This is a genomic window from Nonomuraea sp. NPDC049758 (genome assembly GCF_040674635.1).
Lineage (GTDB): Bacteria > Actinomycetota > Actinomycetes > Streptosporangiales > Streptosporangiaceae > Nonomuraea.
In genome coordinates this window covers 105,271-123,957 of the sequence record NZ_JBFAMZ010000024.1, presented here as the reverse complement: position 1 = coordinate 123,957, position 18,687 = coordinate 105,271, and the positions used below count along the sequence as shown (strand labels likewise).

General features: G+C 72.4%; 19 protein-coding genes. 9 read left to right on the top strand and 10 right to left on the bottom strand.

What is annotated here, in order from left to right:
- Positions 1-20 precede the first annotated feature (20 nt).
- Complete coding sequence (locus AB0J46_RS43190; RefSeq protein ID WP_364340948.1) at positions 21-737, bottom strand: Crp/Fnr family transcriptional regulator; 717 nt, start codon at positions 735-737, stop codon at positions 21-23.
- Positions 738-925: 188 nt separating this feature from the next.
- On the opposite strand from AB0J46_RS43190, the gene AB0J46_RS43185 reads away from it, so the two are divergent.
- A complete protein-coding gene (locus tag AB0J46_RS43185; protein ID WP_364340946.1) occupies positions 926-1,492 on the top strand; it encodes a sigma-70 family RNA polymerase sigma factor in 567 nt (188 codons plus the stop codon).
- Positions 1,493-1,495: 3 nt separating this feature from the next.
- Here the strand turns inward: AB0J46_RS43185 and AB0J46_RS43180 are convergent, their stop codons facing one another.
- Both AB0J46_RS43180 and AB0J46_RS43175 read right to left on the bottom strand, forming a co-directional pair.
- Positions 1,496-2,749 (bottom strand): hypothetical protein, encoded by a 1,254-nt coding sequence (locus AB0J46_RS43180; protein ID WP_364340944.1) that lies wholly within the window; start codon positions 2,747-2,749, stop codon positions 1,496-1,498.
- A 248-nt stretch (positions 2,750-2,997) separates the two neighbouring features.
- Complete coding sequence (locus tag AB0J46_RS43175; RefSeq protein ID WP_352361364.1) at positions 2,998-3,417, bottom strand: hypothetical protein; 420 nt, start codon at positions 3,415-3,417, stop codon at positions 2,998-3,000.
- 132 nt (positions 3,418-3,549) lie between these two features.
- On the opposite strand from AB0J46_RS43175, the gene AB0J46_RS43170 reads away from it, so the two are divergent.
- Entirely contained in the window at positions 3,550-4,197 is a 648-nt protein-coding gene (locus tag AB0J46_RS43170) for a metal-dependent phosphohydrolase (RefSeq protein WP_364340942.1), read from the top strand.
- Here AB0J46_RS43170 and AB0J46_RS43165 read toward each other — a convergent pair.
- From AB0J46_RS43165 to AB0J46_RS43155, 3 genes are read right to left on the bottom strand one after another with little or no spacing between them, the layout of a single operon-like run.
- A complete protein-coding gene (locus AB0J46_RS43165) occupies positions 4,194-4,472 on the bottom strand; it encodes a DUF4031 domain-containing protein (RefSeq protein WP_352361368.1) in 279 nt (92 codons plus the stop codon). The two genes, AB0J46_RS43170 and AB0J46_RS43165, sit on opposite strands and share 4 nt — an antisense overlap.
- The gene (locus tag AB0J46_RS43160) at positions 4,469-5,239 is read right to left on the bottom strand and encodes an HAD family hydrolase (protein WP_364340940.1); all 771 of its coding nucleotides are present in this window, start codon (positions 5,237-5,239) and stop codon (positions 4,469-4,471) included. Before AB0J46_RS43160 ends, AB0J46_RS43165 begins: the two co-directional genes overlap by 4 nt.
- 18 nt (positions 5,240-5,257) lie before the next feature.
- A complete protein-coding gene (locus tag AB0J46_RS43155; RefSeq protein WP_364340938.1) occupies positions 5,258-6,427 on the bottom strand; it encodes a cytochrome P450 in 1,170 nt (389 codons plus the stop codon).
- A gap of 101 nt (positions 6,428-6,528) precedes the next feature.
- Between AB0J46_RS43155 and AB0J46_RS43150 the strand changes: the two genes are divergently transcribed.
- From AB0J46_RS43150 to AB0J46_RS43140, 3 genes are all read left to right on the top strand, one after another.
- Complete coding sequence (locus tag AB0J46_RS43150; protein ID WP_364340936.1) at positions 6,529-6,666, top strand: hypothetical protein; 138 nt, start codon at positions 6,529-6,531, stop codon at positions 6,664-6,666.
- A gap of 145 nt (positions 6,667-6,811) precedes the next feature.
- Positions 6,812-8,047 carry a hypothetical protein gene (locus AB0J46_RS43145; RefSeq protein WP_364340935.1) on the top strand — a complete coding sequence of 412 codons (1,236 nt, stop codon included), beginning with the start codon at positions 6,812-6,814 and terminating at the stop codon, positions 8,045-8,047.
- Positions 8,048-8,058: 11 nt separating this feature from the next.
- Positions 8,059-8,757, top strand: a complete 699-nt coding sequence (locus AB0J46_RS43140; RefSeq protein WP_364340933.1) for a DUF2786 domain-containing protein — start codon at positions 8,059-8,061, stop codon at positions 8,755-8,757.
- A gap of 21 nt (positions 8,758-8,778) precedes the next feature.
- Here the strand turns inward: AB0J46_RS43140 and pgm are convergent, their stop codons facing one another.
- Entirely contained in the window at positions 8,779-10,407 is a 1,629-nt protein-coding gene (gene pgm / locus AB0J46_RS43135) for a phosphoglucomutase (alpha-D-glucose-1,6-bisphosphate-dependent) (RefSeq protein WP_364340931.1), read from the bottom strand.
- 99 nt (positions 10,408-10,506) lie between these two features.
- Here pgm and AB0J46_RS43130 point away from each other — a divergent pair, with 99 nt between their 5' ends.
- The 3 genes from AB0J46_RS43130 (at position 10,507) to thrS (ending at position 14,068) form a co-directional block, all read left to right on the top strand.
- Entirely contained in the window at positions 10,507-11,409 is a 903-nt protein-coding gene (locus AB0J46_RS43130) for an LLM class F420-dependent oxidoreductase (protein ID WP_364340929.1), read from the top strand.
- A gap of 36 nt (positions 11,410-11,445) precedes the next feature.
- Positions 11,446-12,042 (top strand): glycoside hydrolase family 25 protein, encoded by a 597-nt coding sequence (locus tag AB0J46_RS43125; protein WP_352361380.1) that lies wholly within the window; start codon positions 11,446-11,448, stop codon positions 12,040-12,042.
- 64 nt (positions 12,043-12,106) lie between these two features.
- Positions 12,107-14,068, top strand: a complete 1,962-nt coding sequence (gene thrS, locus AB0J46_RS43120; RefSeq protein ID WP_364340927.1) for a threonine--tRNA ligase — start codon at positions 12,107-12,109, stop codon at positions 14,066-14,068.
- Between the two features lie 104 nt (positions 14,069-14,172).
- Here the strand turns inward: thrS and AB0J46_RS43115 are convergent, their stop codons facing one another.
- Complete coding sequence (locus AB0J46_RS43115; RefSeq protein ID WP_364340925.1) at positions 14,173-14,895, bottom strand: PIG-L deacetylase family protein; 723 nt, start codon at positions 14,893-14,895, stop codon at positions 14,173-14,175.
- 83 nt (positions 14,896-14,978) lie between these two features.
- Here AB0J46_RS43115 and AB0J46_RS43110 point away from each other — a divergent pair, with 83 nt between their 5' ends.
- The gene (locus tag AB0J46_RS43110) at positions 14,979-15,512 is read left to right on the top strand and encodes an HIT domain-containing protein (protein ID WP_364340923.1); all 534 of its coding nucleotides are present in this window, start codon (positions 14,979-14,981) and stop codon (positions 15,510-15,512) included.
- A 70-nt stretch (positions 15,513-15,582) separates the two neighbouring features.
- Here the strand turns inward: AB0J46_RS43110 and AB0J46_RS43105 are convergent, their stop codons facing one another.
- Together AB0J46_RS43105 and AB0J46_RS43100 are read right to left on the bottom strand one after the other, a co-directional pair.
- Positions 15,583-17,658: a hypothetical protein gene (locus AB0J46_RS43105; protein WP_364340922.1), complete on the bottom strand. Its 2,076-nt coding sequence runs from the start codon at positions 17,656-17,658 to the stop codon at positions 15,583-15,585.
- Between the two features lie 107 nt (positions 17,659-17,765).
- Complete coding sequence (locus tag AB0J46_RS43100) at positions 17,766-18,665, bottom strand: branched-chain amino acid transaminase (protein ID WP_364340920.1); 900 nt, start codon at positions 18,663-18,665, stop codon at positions 17,766-17,768.
- Positions 18,666-18,687: the final 22 nt, after the last annotated feature.

Below are 18,687 nucleotides of genomic sequence, written 5' to 3'. Positions count from 1 at the left end.
TCCCCGTACTCCAGATCCGGTCAGAGGCCTCCGCGTTTGCGCAGCGCCTCGACGTCCAGCAACGTGATGGTCCGCCCCTTCATGGCGATGAGGCCGCGGGCGGCGAGCGACTGCAGGGCCCGGTTGACCGCCGGGCGGGACGCGCCGATCAGCGCGGCGAGGTCCGACTGGGTCAGCCCCGGCATGTCCACGACCGGGCCCTGGGTCTGGCCGCGCTTGACCGACAGTTGCAGCAGCAGCTTGGCCAGGCGCCCGCCCAGGTCGAGGAAGGCCAGGTCGGCGGCCTGCCCGGTGAGCCTGCGCACCATCTGCCCGAGCATGCGCAGGAACTCGTCGGCGAGCCCGGGATGCTCTCGCATCAGCTCGAGCAGCCGCGCCCTGGGCAGCGCGAAGATCCAGCAGGGGCGCACGGCGATGATCGACGCCGACCGCGGCGAGTCGTCCAGCAGCGCCATCTCGCCGAAGGTCTCCGCCCGGCCCAGCATGTTGAGCACGATCTCGTCGCCGTGCTCGGTGGTGAAGACGACCTTCACCAGGCCGTCGAGCAGCACGTACAGGGATTCGCCCGGATCGCCCTGGTGCAGGATGATCTGCCCGTTGCGGTATCTGCGCGCCACCCCGGCGCGCACGGTGCTCGTGATCCCGTCCGGTCCGAGCACACGGAACAGCGGGACCTCCGCCAGCACGGCGGCGACCGCCTGGACGTCGTGTGGAACCGCCCCGCTGCTGGCGCTCATGGAAGAACTTTAGGACGCGAACGCCGATCGGGCAGTAAGTGGTAAGCGATCTCCCGAATGTGACGAGCGCCACACTCGCACTGTGTCGTCCGCGACAGTGCGCGAAGGCCGCCGGGAGCACCGTTGGGGGGCCGGTCGAACGAGGTTGACCCCCATGGACCCCGGCCGGCGGGGAGACGATGATGCAGTTGGATACGTTGGAGCGCCGCGACACCGCCACCCTCGTGTCGGACGCCCAGGAGGGCGACGCCCAGGCGTGGGAGCGGCTGGTCGAGGAGTTCACGCCGATGCTGCGGTCGAGGATCCGGCGCTTCCGGCTCGGCCACGAGGACGCCCAGGACGTGCTCCAGACCACCTGGTTGCTGGCCTGGCAGAACCTCAGGAGCGTCGAGGACCCCCAGCGCATGCCCGGCTGGCTGGCCACGATCGCCTTCCGCGAGTGCCTGAAGCTGACCAGGCGCACCCGGGAGATCTGCACGCCCGACCTCGACACGCTCGGCAGCACGGACGACGTGGACAGGGAACTGGCCAGGATCTGGCTGGCCGGCACGCTGGAGGAGCTGGTCGAGGAGCTGCCCGCGGCCCAGCGCGTGCTGTTTCGAGCACTCACGGAAACCTCCGAGCCGCACTACGTGGACGTCGCCCGCCGGCTGGGCCGGCCGGTCGGCAGCATCGGCCCCACCCGCGCCCGCTGCTTCGCCAAGCTGCGCGGGCTCCTGCAGGACCGCGAGATCACCAGGGACTTCCTGGACTGAGTCCTAGTTTCCTGACCGGTCAAGAGGGATCGCCTCCAGGAAGGGCTCGAAGTCGAAGCGCGCCATCTCGTGGGCGTCGGGATCGGTCTCCTCGGGGAAGGCGTACATCTTGCGCCGCATCCCGGGGAGCAGCCGGTCGGCCCGCGGAGCCTCGGGGACCGGCTCCGGCAGCGTGCCGCGGGCCGTCTCCGCCTCCAGGGCCGCGGTGAGCTCCGGCCCGAATGGCGGGTCGTAGAGCGCGCCCACCCGCTGGTAGGTGCGGAAGTAGCCGACGATGAAGCGCATGCGGTCGGGGTAGGACACCCAGTCGGTCACCCCGGCCGTGGCCTGCTCGACGTCGTCCGGGATGAACTCCTCGGCGAGCTTGCGCACCTTCTCGTTCCTGATCGGCCGCCAGGCGAGCGCCATGTCCACGCCCGGCGGCGGGGCCAGCGGCCGGCCGACCCTGACGTCGCTGAGCGGCGTGCGCACGGCGAACAGGTGACGGGTGTACAGCGAGGACCACTTGGCCTCCAGCACGCGCGTCAGCCACGGCTGGTCCTCGTGCCGGGCGCTGAACAGCGGGAAGCGGGGGTAGGGCCGCCGGGTCACCAGCGAGCGCAGCGACCGCCACGACATCCGGGTCAGCCACCGCACCGGCCGGTACAGCACCAGCTCCAGAGCCTTCTGCGCGCGCTTCTGCTCGTACGCCGACAGCGCCACGCTCGCCCCGAACATCAGCTCGGCCCGCTCGTCGGGGTCGGTGGCCGCGTGCGCCTGCCGCAGCAGCAGGGCGGCGTCCCGCAGGTAGCGCTCGTCGGCCTCCTCCAGCAGCCCGGACAGGAACTCCGGCGGCATCGGCGTGTTCTCCGACTCCGGGCTCACCTTGACGTAGCAGTCGGGCGTGCCGTTCCACAGGTTGGCCGCCAGGCTCGCGGTCTCCAGGAAGATCGCCCGGTTGGCCAGCGCCAGCCCGAGCTGGTAGCTGGGGCCGAGCAGGGTCAGCAACAGGGCGCGGAACAGGCGGCGCAGGCGCGCGGGCACGTGCAGCCGGTCGCCGAAACCGGTCAGGAAGGGCGAGCCCGGCGTCAGGTCGAGGCTCTCGGCGACCGCCTTGGAGGTCCATTTGGCGTAGCAGTACCAGTTGGTCGCGTCCCGGCCCAGGTGCTGGGCGAGGTCCCCGGCGACACGGTGGTAGCCATGGGCGATGACCATGGCCTCAAGCGCAGGGTTCCTGTCCTTGCAGGCGGCGATGCGCAGCACGTCGTCCGCCGTCATCGGAGCGCCTGGCGCAAGCGCTTGTTCCACTTCGGACATGAGGTCTCCCGTCAGTGGTCCCCCCTGGGACCGTCGATCCTCACCGGGTCAGAGCGCGTCCGGTGACGTGAGATACAGGGCGGCGGTCCCGCTTTCCCCGTGACCGCCGCCCGGAGCGTAGGGCGGGCGACTTGCGGTGCGGTTGCAGGGCGATCCGAGCCCCTGCCGGAGCGCCCGCCGCCCCGGGAGGGGCCCGGGGCGGCGGCCGGCTATTCCCGCACCGATATCTTGCTGATCACGACGAAGCCGCCGAGCGCCCCCGCGGAGCCGGCGGCCGTCGTCGTGGTGAGGTTGACCACCAGGTCATAGGTGCCCGGGCCGAGCTGGCCGCGCATCGGGACCGACGCGGTGTACCGTCCCGAGCCAGGGGTGAACGTCATCTCCACGGGAGGCGAGGGATGACGGGTCTCACCACCTCCCAGCAGGTCGGCGATGATCTCCACATGCCACCGTCCCGCCAGCCAGTCGACCAGCTCGCCGGCGACCTCCCAGCTCACGTCAACGGTCCAGCCCTCGCCGCATCTCACGACGTTCGTGGGCTGGGCGCCCGGGTCGACAACCTGACCGTGCAGCACGCCGCTCAACTGCTCGGCCGGAACCTTCATCACCTGGAACTCACCGGTCGCCATGTCGCTGTCTCCTTTCCGGGGGGAACCAGGTCCCCGTACGGAGAGGCAGAGCGGTGGGACAGCCGGGTAAATACCGGGTGTATTCAAGGACACAAAGCCGGGACGCCCCGCTCCGGCCACTACGGTGGAGGCGTGATCCACGACCGCCCGGACCCCGCGTCGAGGGCCCGGCTCGCCGCCGGGTGGCTCGCGCTCGCGGGCGGCTCCCCGGCCGCGCGGGCCGCCGGCGCCGAGCTGATCGCCCGCTGGGCCGAGCCCCACCGCCGCTACCACACCCTCGCCCATCTCGCCGCCGTGCTGGCCGCCGTCGACGACCTGGCAGAGGAGGCCGCCGACCCCGCCGCCGTGCGCCTGGCCGCCTGGTTCCACGACGCCGTCTACGACGGCAGGCCCGGCTGGGACGAGGAGCGCAGCGCCCAGCTCGCCCAGGCCCGCCTGCCGCGCTGCGGGGTGCCGCCCGGCCGGATCGCCGCGACCGCCCGGCTGGTCCGCCTGACCGCCGCCCACGACACGGTGGCCGCCGGCGACCGCGACGGGGCCGTGCTGTGCGACGCCGACCTGGCCGTGCTGGGCCGCCCCGGCTACGACGCCTACGCCGCCGACATCCGCCGCGAGTACGCGCACGTGCCCGACGACCTGTTCCGGCAGGGCCGCACGCAGGTGCTGCGCAGGCTGCTGGCCGCGCCGCGGCTCTACCGCACCGACCGGGCCCGCGAGCTGTGGGAGGAACCCGCCCGCGCCAACATGACCGCCGAGCTGGCCCGCCTCGCGGAAGGCTAGGGCGCGCCGGCGTCGTGGCGCTTGCGGCGGCGCAGACCGGCGGCGATCAGGCGGCGCAGCAGCTCGCGCGAGCTGACCGGCTCGGCGCCCAGCGACACCGCCCGCGCGTGCACGGTCTCGGGGACGTCGTAGTGGTCCCGGTCGAAGGCCCGGCCCGGCACCCCGAGCCGGGCCGCGAACGCGTGGAGCTCCTCCAGCGAGCTGTCGCTCACCAGGTGCGACCACATCAGGCCGCGCGGCCCCGGCCAGTCGGGGGGATCGATCAGAACCGTCACGCCCTCAAGGGTAGGACCCTGCCGCGCACGCCGAGCTCGCCCAGATCGGGCACCACGACGTGCGCACCGTGCCCGGCCAGCGCGGCGGCGTCGCCCGGACCGTCCCGGGTGACCGCCACGACCAGCCCGAAGCCGCCCTTGCCGGCCGCCTGGACGCCGGGCAGCGCCGCGTCCACCACGGCGGCCCGTCCGGCGGGCAGCGCCAGGCGGCGCACGGCCTCCAAAAACAGGGCGGGGTCCGGCTTGCCCGGCAGGTTCATCAGGGCCGCGTCGCCGCCGTCCACGACCAGGTCGAACAGGTGCGCCACGCCCGCGGCGGTGACCAGCCGGCGGCCGTGCAGGCTGGCCGAGACGGCGGCCGTGCGGGCGCCCCGGTGGCGCAGCTCGTGCAGCAGGGCCACGGTGGCGGGGAAGGCGGCCACGCCGTACTTGTCCACTTGCGCGAGGAAGATCTGGTCCTTGGCCAGGCCGAGCCCGTGGACGGTGGGCGCGCCCGGCTCGTCGTCGGGACCGCCTTCGGGCACGGTTTCGGGCACGGTGAGCCCGCGCGCGGCGAGGAAGGTGCGCACGCCGTCGAGCCGCGGCCGGCCGTCGACGTGCCGGAGGTAGTCGTCACGGATGTCGAACGGGTCGCAGCGGCCGCGCAGGAAGGCGTCGAAGACGTGTTTCCAGGCGGCCGCGTGCACCCGGGCGGTGTCGGTGACCACGCCGTCGATGTCGAACACCACGGCGCGGATCGAGGCCAGGTCGATGACGGGCTCGTTCACACTGTGAACGTAACCGCTCTACCAGGCGACGGGTAGCTCCTTGACCCCGTACACGATGGCCAGCTCCCTGAACGGCACCTCGCCCGAGACGCGCAGGTCCGGGAAGCGGCGCAGCAGGGCGGGGAAGGCGATGCGCATCTCCATCTGGGCGAGCGGCGCGCCGATGCAGCGGTGGATGCCGTGGCCGAAGGCCAGGTGCGAGCGGGCGGTCTCGCGGCCCGGGCGCACCTCGTCCATGTCCGGGCCCAGCGAGGGGTCGCGGTTGGCGCCGGTCAGCGAGCACAGCACCATCTCACCCTTCTTGATCGGCACGCCGTGCAGCTCCAGGTCCTCGCGGGCGAAGCGCGGGAAGGCCACCTGCACGACCGTCATGTAGCGCAGCAGCTCCTCGACGACGTCGTTGACGTAGCCGTCCACCTCGCGCACCTTCGCGGCCTGCTCGGGGTGGCGCATGAGCCAGAGCGCGCCGAGCGCGAGCATGCTGGTGCTGGTGTCGTGCCCGCCGGTGAGCAGGCCGTCGGACATGCTGGCCAGCGTGCGGTCGTCGAGGTCGTCGCCGTGCTCGCGCAGGAGCTGGCCGAGCAGGCCCTCGCCGGGGTCGCGCCGCTCGCGGGCGACCAGGTCCACCAGGTACGCCATCGCGTCGTTGATCGCCTGCAGGGACGCCTCGGGGCCGGCCGACAGGTCGAACCGGTCCTTGCTGATCCTGACGAAGTCGGCGCGCTCCTCGTAAGGGACGCCGAGCAGCTCGCACACCACCAGCGACGGGATCGGCAGCGCGAAGTCCTCGACCAGGTCCGCGGGCGGGCCCTTGGCCTCGATGCGGTCCAGGTGCTCCTGGACCATCGCCTCGATGCGCGGCTCCAGCCGGCGCAGGCGGCGCATGGTGAACTCGGGGGTCAGGTACTTGCGCAGCCGCGTGTGCTCGGGCGGGTCCCGGAAGCCGAGGCCGCCGGGGTCCTCCTGGTTGGAGCCCAGGCCGGAGATGCCGGCGAAGTCGTTGCTGAACCGCTCGTGGTCGCCGAGCACACCGCGTACGTCCTCCCAGCGCGTGACCAGGTGCACGGTCTGGTCGCCGGGGATCTTCATGGGGAAGACGGCGTGCTCGGCCCGGATGCGGCCGAGCTCGGCGACCGGGTCGAAGTCCTCGCGCATGAACTGGACGAAGGGGAACTCTGAGTCAGACATGGATATCCGTCCTGCTGGGATACATCGCACTATGTTGGGATAAATCCCTCGGTAGATGGTCCCATCCGGACAGGCGGCTGTTGCCCTCCGAAAGGACGAAATTGCCGCTCACTCTCACGTCCCACCTGGCCACCCGCCCGATCGTCCATCTGGCCGCGCGTCCCGCCGCCCGCCGCGTGATCCCGCGCGGGAGGCCGGGGTGCGCCTCATTGTGCGCCGGGTCGCGGGCCGCCGACTAGCCACAACCCCCTTCTGGTACGGCGTGTGTCACAGGAACCGGTGGGAGACAGGGGAAATCGGTGGCGTTTGGCGTACAAGGGGGCGACAGTCTGCGATGATCTCGTCCCAAGACAAGCTGGAGTTGAGCCTCGCGGATAGTGACTGATGCCGACATTTGAGGAAATAGCAGCCTTCGTCGCCGAGAAGCCGTTCGCCACCGCCGTCATCGCCCTGCTGGGCCTGGCCGGGCTCGTGCTGGCGTTCCTGGTGCTCAGGATGGCCTGGCGCGCGGGCACCTGGTTATTCGCCCGCTACGTCGCCCCCCGTCCCGTCGAGGACGTGCTCACCGTCGTCGCCGCCTCCATCGCCACCGGCGTGTCCGCCCAGGGCATGTGGCGCTTCTCCGGAGACGTGCTGGGCCTGGACGGACCGCTCCGGCTGCTGCTGTTCGCCTTCATCGAGGTCGCCATCATCACCTCGGCCGTCCGCGCCCGCCGCAACATGCGGGAGAACTTCTCCGCCGGCATCGACGGCATCGCGGTCTGGGCGCTGACCTGCCTGACCGCCGTCCTGTCCAGCATGGACGCCCGCAGCCTCCCCGAGGCCGTCTTCCGCCTGGCCGCCCCGCTGGTCGCCGCCTGGCTCTGGGAACGCGGCATGGCCATCGAACGCCACCGCATCCGCGGCACCGGCCGCATCAACTGGCGCCTGACCCCCGAACGCCTGCTCGTCCGCATGGGCCTGGCCGAGGTCAGCGACCGCACCGCCTCCGAGGTCGACGCCCACCGCCGGCTCACCCGCGTCGCCCTGGCCGCCAAGCGCGCCAAGGCGCTGCGCGACGGCGGCGCCTCCGAGCGCAAGATGCGCGGCGCGCTGGCCAGGCTCGACAAGGCCATGGACCAGGCCGTCGAGCACACCGGGCTGGCCGTCGACCAGCAGCGTCAGGAGGCGCTGCTGGCCCAGATCGCCGCCCTGTACAACACCACCGCCCTCATCGACGCCGACCCGCGCGTGCCGTGGGAGCCCGAGGCCGACCACCGTCCCGTGCCCGCCCGCCCGGCGCTGCCGCCGGCGCTGGCCCAGCTCGTCGAGGACGAGGACGAGGACGTCGAGGTCTTCGACGCCACCCCCCAGGTCGTCGACACCGCCCAGCGCGCCGCCCAGATCAGGGCCGCCCGCGAGTTCTGGGACCGGCAGATCGCCAAGCGCATCGTGCCGCGCTCGGTGGACATCGCCCAGGAGATCGGCATCTCGCTGGCCACCGCGCGCGAGTATCGTGCCCTGTGGAAGCTGGAGCCGCAGGCGCACGCCCTGATCGAGGCTCTGTACCAGCAGCACGGCATCGTCGACACCGGCGCCTTCCCGGCCATCGCCGACGACGGGCGGGTGCTGGCCAAGTAGGGGGAGCTCGGTTGCGGGAGCGCACGCTCGAACGCGTCAGGAAACTCCTGGCCAAGGCCGAACGCACGGACAACGAGCACGAGCGGGCCACCTTCCTGGCGGCCGCCTCCGCCCTGATGGCCAAGTACGGCATCGACACCCTCCCGCCGCCCGGCACCCGCCAGACCCCCGGCGACCGGATCGTCACCCTGCCCGCCCCGTGGGCCAGGGAGAAGGCCCGCCTGGTCAGCCTGGTGGCCCAGGCCGTCCGCTGCCGCCCGCTGCTGATCGGCCGCGGCGACGGCGGCCAGCGGGTGCACGTGTTCGGCTTCGCCGCCGACCTTGAACGCGCCGACGTGCTGGCCACGTCGCTGCTGCTGCAGATGGCCTCCGGCCTGGCCCGCGTACGGCCGCCGGGCGAGCTCGCCGCCGCGCGGGCCTACCGGCGCTCGTGGCTGCTGGGGTTCACCGACGAGGTGTACCGGCTGCTGCGCGAGGCCGAGTCGCGCGCCGCGACCGAGGCCGAGGCCGCCGGGGCCGGCACCGCTCTGGTGCTGGCCGACCGCCGGGCCGAGGTCGACATGGCGGTGGCCGCCCGCTATCCGCGCATCCGCATGTCCGTCCCGACGACCAGCGGCACGGGCTACCGCGCGGGCGTGCTGGCGGGCCGGCACGCCGACCTCGGACGCACCGGCATGCCCACCGCCACCGCCCGCGAACTGCCCCGCTGAGCCGCCCCGCCGCTCAGTCGCTCAGGTCAGCGCGGCCGAGACCAGCGAACGGGCCTCCTCCTGCACCTTGGCCAGGTGGTCGGGGCCCTTGAAGGACTCGGCGTAGATCTTGTAGACGTCCTCGGTGCCGGACGGGCGGGCGGCGAACCAGGCGTTCTCGGTCGAGACCTTCACGCCGCCGAGCGCCGCGCCGTTGCCGGGGGCCGCCGTCTGCACCGCCGTGATCGGCTCGCCGGCCAGCGACGACGCCGTCACCTGGTCGGCCGACAGCTTGGCCAGCACCGCCTTCTCCTCGCGGGTGGCGGGCGCGTCGATCCGGGCGTAGGCGGGCTCGCCGAACCGCTCGGTCAGGCGGCGGTAGTGCGCGCTCGGCGACTCGCCGGTCACCGCCAGGATCTCCGAGGCCAGCAGGGCGAGGATGAGGCCGTCCTTGTCGGTGGACCAGGGGGAGCCGTCGCGCCGCAGGAACGAGGCCCCGGCGCTCTCCTCGCCGCCGAACCCGAGCGAGCCGTCGAGCAGCCCGGGGACGAACCACTTGAAACCGACCGGCACCTCGTAAAGGCGCCGGTCGAGCGAGGCGGCGACCCGGTCGATGACGCCGCTGCTCACCATCGTCTTGCCGACGCCCGCCGCGGCGGGCCAGCCTTCGCGGTGGGCGTACAGGTAGGAGATGGCGACGGCCAGGTAGTGGTTGGGGTTCATCAGGCCGTCGGGGGTGACGATGCCGTGGCGGTCGGCGTCGGCGTCGTTGCCGGTGGCGATGTCGTACCTGTCGCGCTGGGCAATCAGCGACGCCATCGCGTACGGCGACGAGCAGTCCATGCGGATCTTGCCGTCCCAGTCGAGCGTCATGAACCGCCAGGTGGGGTCGACCAGCGGGTTGACCACGGTCAGGTCGAGACGGTGGCGCTCGGCGATCTCGCCCCAGTAGGCCACGCTCGCCCCGCCCAGCGGGTCGGCCCCGATGCGCACCCCGGCCGACCTGATCGCGTCGAGGTCCACCACGGACGGCAGGTCGTCGACGTACGCGCCGAGGAAGTCGTAGCGGCCGGCCGCGTCGAGGGCCTTGGCGTAGGAGATCCTGGACACGCCCTTCATGCCGTCGGCCAGCAGCTGGTTGGCGCGGTCCTGGATCCAGGAGGTGGCGTCGGTGTCGGCGGGCCCGCCGTGCGGGGGGTTGTACTTGAAGCCGCCGTCGGAGGGCGGGTTGTGCGACGGCGTCACCACCACGCCGTCGGCGAGCCCGGACGTGCGGCCCCGGTTGTGCCGCAGGACGGCGTGCGAGACGGCGGGGGTCGGCGTGTAGCCGTCGCGGGAGTCGACCAGCACCTCGACCCCGTTGGCCGCGAACACCTCCAGCGCCGACACACGGGCGGGCTCGGACAGCGCGTGCGTGTCGATGCCCAGGAACAGCGGCCCGTCGGTGCCCTGGGAGGCGCGGTATTCGCAGATGGCCTGGCTGGTGGCCAGGATGTGGTCCTCGTTGAAGGCCGTCCGCAGCGAGGACCCGCGGTGGCCCGACGTGCCGAACGCCACCCGCTGCGCCACCTCGGCGGGGTCGGGGTGCAGGGCGTAGTAGGAGGTCACCAGCCGGGCGACGTCGACCAGGTCGGCGGGCTGGGCGGGCTGTCCTGCGCGATCGTGCGTCATGAGGCCACTTTACAAATTCGCCCCCTTCGTACGGGTGAGCGCGCCCGGCGGCGTGGGAAGATACAGGCGCGTCTGCCTCCAGAATGGAGTTCTGTTTCCATGCGTTTCGGATATTTCCTGAATGAACGGCAAGGGCCCGACCCGCTCGGCGCGCTCCGCGACGACATCGCCCAGGCGGCCGAGGACGGCTTCGCCTCCGCCTGGCTGTCCCACATCTTCGGCCTCGACGCCCTCACCGCGCTGGCCGTGGCCGGCTCCCAGGTGCCCGGCATCGAGCTCGGCACCTCCGTCGTGCCCACCTACCCGCGGCACCCGGCGGCCCTGGCCCAGCAGGCGATGACGGCCAACGCCGCGCTCGGCGGCCGGCTGGCGCTCGGCATCGGCCTGTCGCACCAGGTCGTCATCGAGCACATGTTCGGCCTGAGCTTCGAGCGCCCCTACCGCCACATGAAGGAGTACCTCGACGTGCTGCTCCCGGCCAGCCGGGGCGAGCAGGTCAAGGCGGCGGGCGAGACGATCAGGGCCGACGTGCGGCTCACCACGCCGGGCGCGGGCTTCCCGGTGCTCATCGCCGCCCTCGGCCCGCGCATGCTGAAGCTGGCCGGCACGGTCGCCGACGGCACGGTGCTGTGGATGACCGGCCCGAAGACGGTGGCCGAGCACGTCGCCCCGACCATCACCGCCGCCGCCGCGGAGGCGGGCCGCCCGGCGCCGCGGATCGTCTGCGCGCTGCCCGTCTGCGTCACCGACGACCCCGCCGCCGCCGTCGAGCGCGCCAACGAGATCTTCGCCGTCTACGGCACGCTGCCCTCCTACCGGGCCATGCTCGACCGCGAGGGCGCCGCCGGACCCGGGAACGTCGCGGTGGTCGGCGACGAGGAGTCCGTGCTCGCCCAGCTCGAACGGCTGCGCCAGGCCGGGGTGACCGACTTCGTCGGCGCGACCTTCGCCGAGCGGGAACGCACCCGTGAGCTGCTCATCGGCGCGTCGAAGGGTTCATAGGGGGACATCTCAATAAACTCCGGCAAGGTGAAGCGCTTGCTGCATGGCATAGACGTGTCGAACTGGCAGGGCTCCGTCGACTGGGCCGGTCACGCCGAGGCCGGGGTCTCCTTCGCCTTCGCCAAGGCCACCGAGGGCGGCGACTGGACCGACCGGTGGTTCGCCCGCAACTGGTCAGGAATGCGCGAGAGCTGGCTGGTGTGCGGGGCGTACCACTTCGCCCGGCCCAAGGGCGACCCGATCGAGCACGCCCGGCACTTCCTGGCGGTGCTGAGGTCGGCGGGCGGCCTGCGCAGGGGCGACCTGGTGGCGCTCGACCTGGAGACCGGCGACGGGCAGCGCCCCGAGCAGGTCGCCAGGTACGCGCGCCGCTGGTGCCACCATGTCGAGCGGCACGCCGGCCTGCGGCCCTTCATCTACACCTTCCACTGGTTCGCCCGCTCGGGGAACTGCGCCGGCCTGGCCGACTACCCGCTGTGGATCGCCTCCCCGGAGAGGCCGCGCGGCGAACCTCTCGTGCCGCCGCCGTGGCGCGACTGGACAATCCACCAATATGCCAGCAGTCCGCTCGACCGGAACATCTTCCATGGCACCCGCCAGGACCTGACAAGGCTGGGGTTTCACCCGCGATAGCATCGGTGTTCACCATCGAACCAGCCTCGGTGCCGGGCATCGAGCGCGATCCAAGGGAGACACCGTGTCAGCCGAGCTACGCATCACCCTCGCCGGAGCCGAGCGTGTGGTCGCGGCCGGCACGACGGCCGGTGAGGCGCTGGAGGCCGACGGCCGCACCGTCATCGCGGCCCGGGTCAACGGCGAGCCGCGCGACCTTGCCCACCCGCTGGCCCAGGACGACGTGGTCGAGCCGATCGAGGTCTCCAGCGAAGACGGCCGGGCCATCGTCCGCCACTCCACCGCGCACGTCATGGCGCAGGCGGTGCAGGAGCTGTTCCCCGAGGCCAAGCTGGGCATCGGCCCGCCCGTGGAGAACGGCTTCTACTACGACTTCGACGTCAAGCAGGCGTTCAACCCCGACGACCTCAAGCGCGTCGAGAAGCGCATGCGGGAGATCGTCAAGCAGGGGCAGCTGTTCTCCCGCCGGGCCGTCAGCGACGACGAGGCGCGGGAGGAGCTGGCCGGCGAGCCGTACAAGCTGGAGCTGATCGGGCTCAAGGGCGGCGCGGCCGACGAGGAGAGCGTCGAGGTCGGGGCCGGGCAGCTCACGATCTACGACAACCTCGACGCCAAGAGCGGCGAGCTGTGCTGGAAGGACCTGTGCCGGGGGCCGCACGTGCCCTCCACCCGGTCGATCCCGGCGTTCAAGCTCATGCGCTCCGGCGGCGCCTACTGGCGCGGCAGCGAGAAGAACCCGCAGCTCCAGCGCATCTACGGCACCGCCTGGGAGTCCCGCGACAAGCAGGACGAATACCTGAAGATGCTGGAGGAGGCCGAGCGGCGCGACCACCGCAGGCTCGGCGCCGAGCTCGACCTGTTCTCCTTCCCCGACGAGCTGGGCTCGGGCCTGGCGGTCTTCCACCCCAAGGGCGGCGTGATCCGCAAGGTGATGGAGGACTACTCGCGGCGCAGGCACGAGGAGGCCGGCTACGAGTTCGTCAACACCCCGCACATCACCAAGGAGAACCTCTACCAGGTCTCGGGCCACCTCGACTGGTACAAGGACGGGATGTTCCCGCCCATGGAGCTGGAGGGCGCCCGCTACTACCTCAAGCCGATGAACTGCCCGATGCACAACCTGATCTTCAGGGCGCGCGGGCGGTCCTACCGCGAGCTGCCGCTGCGGCTGTTCGAGTTCGGCACGGTCTACCGCTACGAGAAGTCCGGCGTGGTCCACGGCCTGACCCGGGTGCGCGGCCTGACCCAGGACGACGCCCACATCTACTGCAGCCGCGAGCAGATGCGCGACGAGCTGACCTCGCTGCTGCGCTTCGTCCTCGAACTGCTGCGCGACTACGGCCTGGAGGACTTCTACCTCGAACTGTCCACCAAGGACCCGGAGAAGTTCGTCGGCTCCGACGAGGTGTGGGAGGAGGCCACCACCACGCTGCGCGAGGTGGCCGAGGCCGAGAACCTCCACCTGGTGATGGACCCGGGCGGCGCGGCCTTCTACGGGCCGAAGATCTCCGTCCAGGTGCGCGACGCCATCGGCCGCACCTGGCAGATGTCCACCATCCAGCTCGACTTCAACCTGCCCGAGCTGTTCGACCTGCAGTACCAGGCGGCCGACGGCTCCCGGCAGCAGCCGGTCATGATCCACCGGGCGCTGTTCGGCTCGGTCGAGCGTTTCTTCGGCGTCCTGGTCGAGCACTACGCCGGGGCGTTCCCCGCGTGGCTGGCGCCGGTGCAGGTGGTCGGCATCCCGATCGCCGACGCCCACGTGCCCTACCTCCAGGACGTCGCCAAGCGGCTGCGCGAGCGGGGCATCAGGGTCGAGGTCGACGCGGCCGACGACCGCATGCAGAAGAAGATCCGCAACGCCCAGAAGGCGAAGGTCCCGTACATGCTGCTGGCCGGTGACGACGACATCGCCAACGGCGCGGTGTCCTTCCGTTACCGCAACGGCGAGCAGAAGAACGGCGTGCCCGTCGAGGAGGCCATCGCCGAGATCGTCAACGCCGTGGAACGCCGCGTCCAGGTCTGACCCGCCGGTCCCGGCGCGGCCGGGACCGGTCTTTTCGGCCCTGCGGGCCTGAGTCGTTCTCCGGGCGGCCCAGGCCCCGGCCGGGTGTCGGTGCCGGCCGGGTGTCAGCGGAGGAACAGGCGGAAGGCGACCGCCGGGCGGCCGTCGAAGCGTTCGGCGGCCTCCCGCGCGGAGCCCTCGATCAGCTCGCGGGCGTAGACCTCCGGGGCCTGGTCGGTCAGGGCCTCGATGTAGGCGCGGTGCTCCAGCAGCGACCGCACGCCCCGCTCCAGCCCGTCGGTGACGTCCACGGCGTGGGTGGGGGAGTTGGAGCCGGCGACGGCGACCCAGCGCACGCCGTTCCAGGGTGCGGCGTCGGTGTCAGGAAATATCCAGCGATTTCCGGCGTCTCCGGCGGCGTCCAGCACGGCCCGGCCCACCGCCCGGTGGTCGGGCGTGTTCCAGTACGTGCCGCCCCACGTGTCGTCGGGGTTGAGGGTGATCACCAGCTCCGGGCGGTGCCTGCGGATGGCGGCGGCGATGTCCCTCCTGAGCGCCGGCCCGTACTCGACGACCCCGTCGGCGTGGTCGAGGAACTCCACGGTGGTGACCCCGACCACGGCGGCGCTGGCCCGCTCCTCGCGCTCGCGCACCGGCCCGCACGCGGCGGGGTCGAGTGTGTCGATGCCCGCCTCGCCGCGGGTGGCGATCAGGTAGGAGACCTCGCGCCCGGCGTCGGTCCAGGTGGCGACGGCGGAGGCGCAGCCGTACTCCAGGTCGTCGGGGTGGGCCACGACGGCCAGGGCGCGCTGCCAGTCGGCGGGCATGGGTTCGAGTCGCTGTGCCATGCCCTCACCTTAGGCCCGTCGCGGAGGGCGGAGGATCATGCCGGAAGAGCGGCTTCTCGGCGCGGGGTCCTATGCTGCTTGGTATGCACGATCAGGCAGGAGCCGGGGCGCCCGACAACTTCCAGCGGCTGTGGACCCCGCATCGCATGGCCTACATCAAGGGCGAGAACAAGCCGACGGGCACCGGGCCGGGCGACGGCTGCCCGTTCGACGAGATCCCCCGGATGAGCGACGAGGACGGCCTGATCGTGGCCAGGGGAGAGGTCGTCTACGCCGTCCTCAACCTCTACCCGTACAACTCCGGCCACCTGATGGTCGTGCCCTTCCGGCACGTGTCCGGCTACGACGAGCTGACCCAGGCCGAGGTCGCCGAGCTGGGCGAGTTCACCCAGCGGTCGCTGCGCGCGCTGCGCAGGGCCAGCGGCGCGCAGGGCTTCAACGTGGGCATGAACCTGGGCCAGGTCGCGGGCGCCGGCATCGCCGCCCACCTGCACCAGCACGTCGTGCCGAGGTGGGGCGGCGACACGAACTTCATGCCGGTCGTGGCCCAGACGAAGGTGCTGCCCCAGCTCCTGCACGACACCCGGCAACTGCTCGCCGACGCCTGGGAGGACTAGCGTCACCGGTAGCCGCGTCGGCCTGAGGCGCCGGTCGGCGGGGTTGATCCCGGGCTCGCCGCCCGAGGCGTCAGTCGCCGGCGTGGGCCAGGTGGGCGGGGGCGGGAGCCTCGGCCGGCTGTTCGCGGCCGAGGGCGCCGATGCCCGCCGCGAGCAGCAGCGGCACGGCCAGCGCCAGAGCCATCGACAACACCGCGGCGCCCGAGTCGTTGACCAGCATCCCGATCACCCCGCTGACCAGCGTGCCGATCAGACCGGCCCGCAGGGCGGGGGAGTGGCGGAACGCCGCGGGCACCACGCCCGCGCTGGCCTGCTCGGGCCGCAGGATCGCGTAGACGAGGAAGGCCACGGCCGCGATCACGATGGGCATGAGGTTGGGGCTGAGCAGCGTGGCCAGCATGGCCTGGAGCTTACGGAAGATCACCTCGAACGCCTCGCCGCTGAGCACCTGGCCCACGAACCTGCCCAGGTGCGTCTGCTCGTCGGGCGGACGCAGGTAGTTGAGCACGGCGAACGTCATCACGATCACCGCCCCGGCCACGCAGAACGCCCCCAGCTTCACGATCGACACCCGCTTGCCGGCCACCAGCAGCGCGGTCACCGCGATGCCCGGCACGAACGCGATCACGCCGCCGAAGTCGCTGCCCATGCCCGAGCCGCCCAGCACCATCGCGAACGCCCCGAGCACCACGATCGCGGCCACCCCGGGCCGCCCCGGCCAGCGGTGGGCGATCACGGTGGTGGCCAGCAGCGTGCCGGTGGCCAGCAGCGCGAACGGGATGTTGCCCAGGCCGTAGTAGCGGGCCCCGACCTCGGCGCTGTAGCCCATGACGCTGTTGAGCTGCAACGTCGTGCCCGTCAGCAGGTCGCCGGCGAGCGTGAGCGCGGTGATGCCGGCCACCACGGCGAGCGGGCCGAGCGGACGACGCCGCCAGGGCCCGCCGAAGGCCAGCGCGGTGACCACGACGACCCACCCCAGCACCCCGGCGACCAGTTGCGGCAGGGTCGACCAGGGCAGCAGGTTGACCAGGTAGCTGGAGACCGGCAGGGCGGCCAGCGCGACCGCGGCCAGGCGCACCGGCGACAGGCCCTTTCGCCGCCGCAGCAGCAGGAACGCGACCACGTAGAACAGCACCTGCAACACCGCCACGACGGTGAAGTAGACGCCCTTGACCGACCGGATGGCCTGCGCGGTGGCGTCGGCCCGGCGCAGCCGGTCGATCGTCGCACCGGCGTCGCCGAGCTGCAGCGGCACCCCGACGACCGTGGCCGGCGCAGGCACGCCGAGCCGGGCCAGCACGGTCGCGGTCAGGTCGGGCAGGATCGAGATGTCGGCGCGGCGGGTGGAGGCCGCGCCCAGCAACCGCCCCTGCGCCCCCGGCTCACGCAGCGCGGCCACCCGCAGGTGCGGCACGGAACCGTGGTCGGACAGGCCCGCGAGCAGCACGGTCGTGCCGGGCGGCAGGATCGACAGCAGCGCGCCGGCCTTGGCGTCGGCCAGGCGCAGCGCGTCGCGGCGCTCCTTCGGGCCGAGCTGCTCGGGCACCTTGGGCAGCTTGCCGCCGGCCAGGTAGGGGTGGACGAGGTCGTCGACGTCCATGGCGATCAGCGGGCACTGCTCCAGGTCGGCCGTGCGGACCTGGAGCGGGGAGGCGTGGTAGCGCTGCACCGCGCCCTGCCGGTCGGCCAGCGCGAGCGCGGCGCCGGGACCGATCGCGATCGAGCACCTGCCCGCGGCCTTCAGCGCCTCGCCCAGCGTGCCGGCGTTGCGCTGCCCGGCGACGTCGATGAGGTAGCGGTAGTCGGGGATGACCGCGCCCGCGCCCCGGGTCTCGGGGGCAGGAGGCGCGCCGCACGCGTAACCGGCGGCCGACCTGGTGCCGGCCGACACCGTGAGCCAGCCGTCATAGGGGCAGGTGATGTTGCTGACCGTGCGCACCGACAGCGAGCCGATCGCGCTGCCGCGCGTCAGCTCCCACAGGTTGGGGGCGTCGGCCTGGTCGAGGTCGTCCCAGCTGAGGCCGGGGACGCCGATGAGCGCCACCCTGCCCGCGCCGGGAGCCGAGCCGCCGGCCGTGGCCGTGCCCTGCAGGCCGAGCAGTACGGAACCGGCCAGAACGGCCAGCACCACGAGCGCGCGCCTCACCCCGACGACCTCCCGCGATCGATGACGTCCGTGGCACGCTAGAGCACGTCGCGATCCGGCGCCACCGATTCCCCTACCTTCTCACGGGCGGCGGTGGGCGCGGTCCGTCAGCCGCGCACGGGGGTGAGCCAGTGGCGGTAGCGGTCGTCGCGCCCGTGCACGGCGGCCTCGTAGGCGTCGGCCAGCTTGCCGGTGACCGGTCCGGGGCCGCCGAACTCGCAGTGGTCGACCGCGCTGACGTGCACGATCCCGGCCGCCGTGCCGCAGACGAAGATCTCGTCGGCCGTGTACAGGTCGGTGCGCAGCAGATCCTCCCTGGTGACCGTCAGCCCCAGGTCGGCGGCCAGCCGCGCGACGGTGTCCTGCGTGATGCCCTCCAGCGCGCCGGCGTGCGACGGAGGTGTGGTCAGCACGCCGTCGCGCACCACGAAGACGTTGGCGCCGGTGCACTCGCTGACGTTGCCGGCCGCGTTCAGCAGCACCGCCTCGTCGAAGCCCGCCTGCATGGCCTCGGACTTGGCCATCACCGAGTTCAGGTAGGGGCCGGTGGCCTTGGCCGCGGTCGGCGTCACCCGGTGGTCGTTGCGCTGCCACGAGCTGGTCATCAGCCGCACGCCCGCCTCCAGCAGCGCGCCCCACTCCCAGGACGCGATCGAGACCACCGTCGGGCAGCCGCGCGCCGCCACGCCCATCTCGCCGTAGCCGCGGTGGGCCAGGTGACGGATGTAGCACGAGGACTGGCCGTTGGCCGCGACCGTGGCCAGCGTGGCCGCCCGCAGCTCCTCCAAGGTGTACGGCAACGGCATCCCGATGATCCGCGCGCTGCGCGCCAGCCGCCGCAGATGCTCCTCCAGCCGGAACACCGCCGGGCCGTCCGGCGTGTCGAAGGCCCTGGTGCCCTCCAGCACGGCGGTGCCGTAGTGCAGGGCGTGCGTCAGGACGTGCACCCGGGCCTCGCCCCAGGGCACCAGCTCGCCGTCCATCCAGATGTGCTCGGCCTCGCGCATCGTGCCGCTCCTCTCCGTAAAT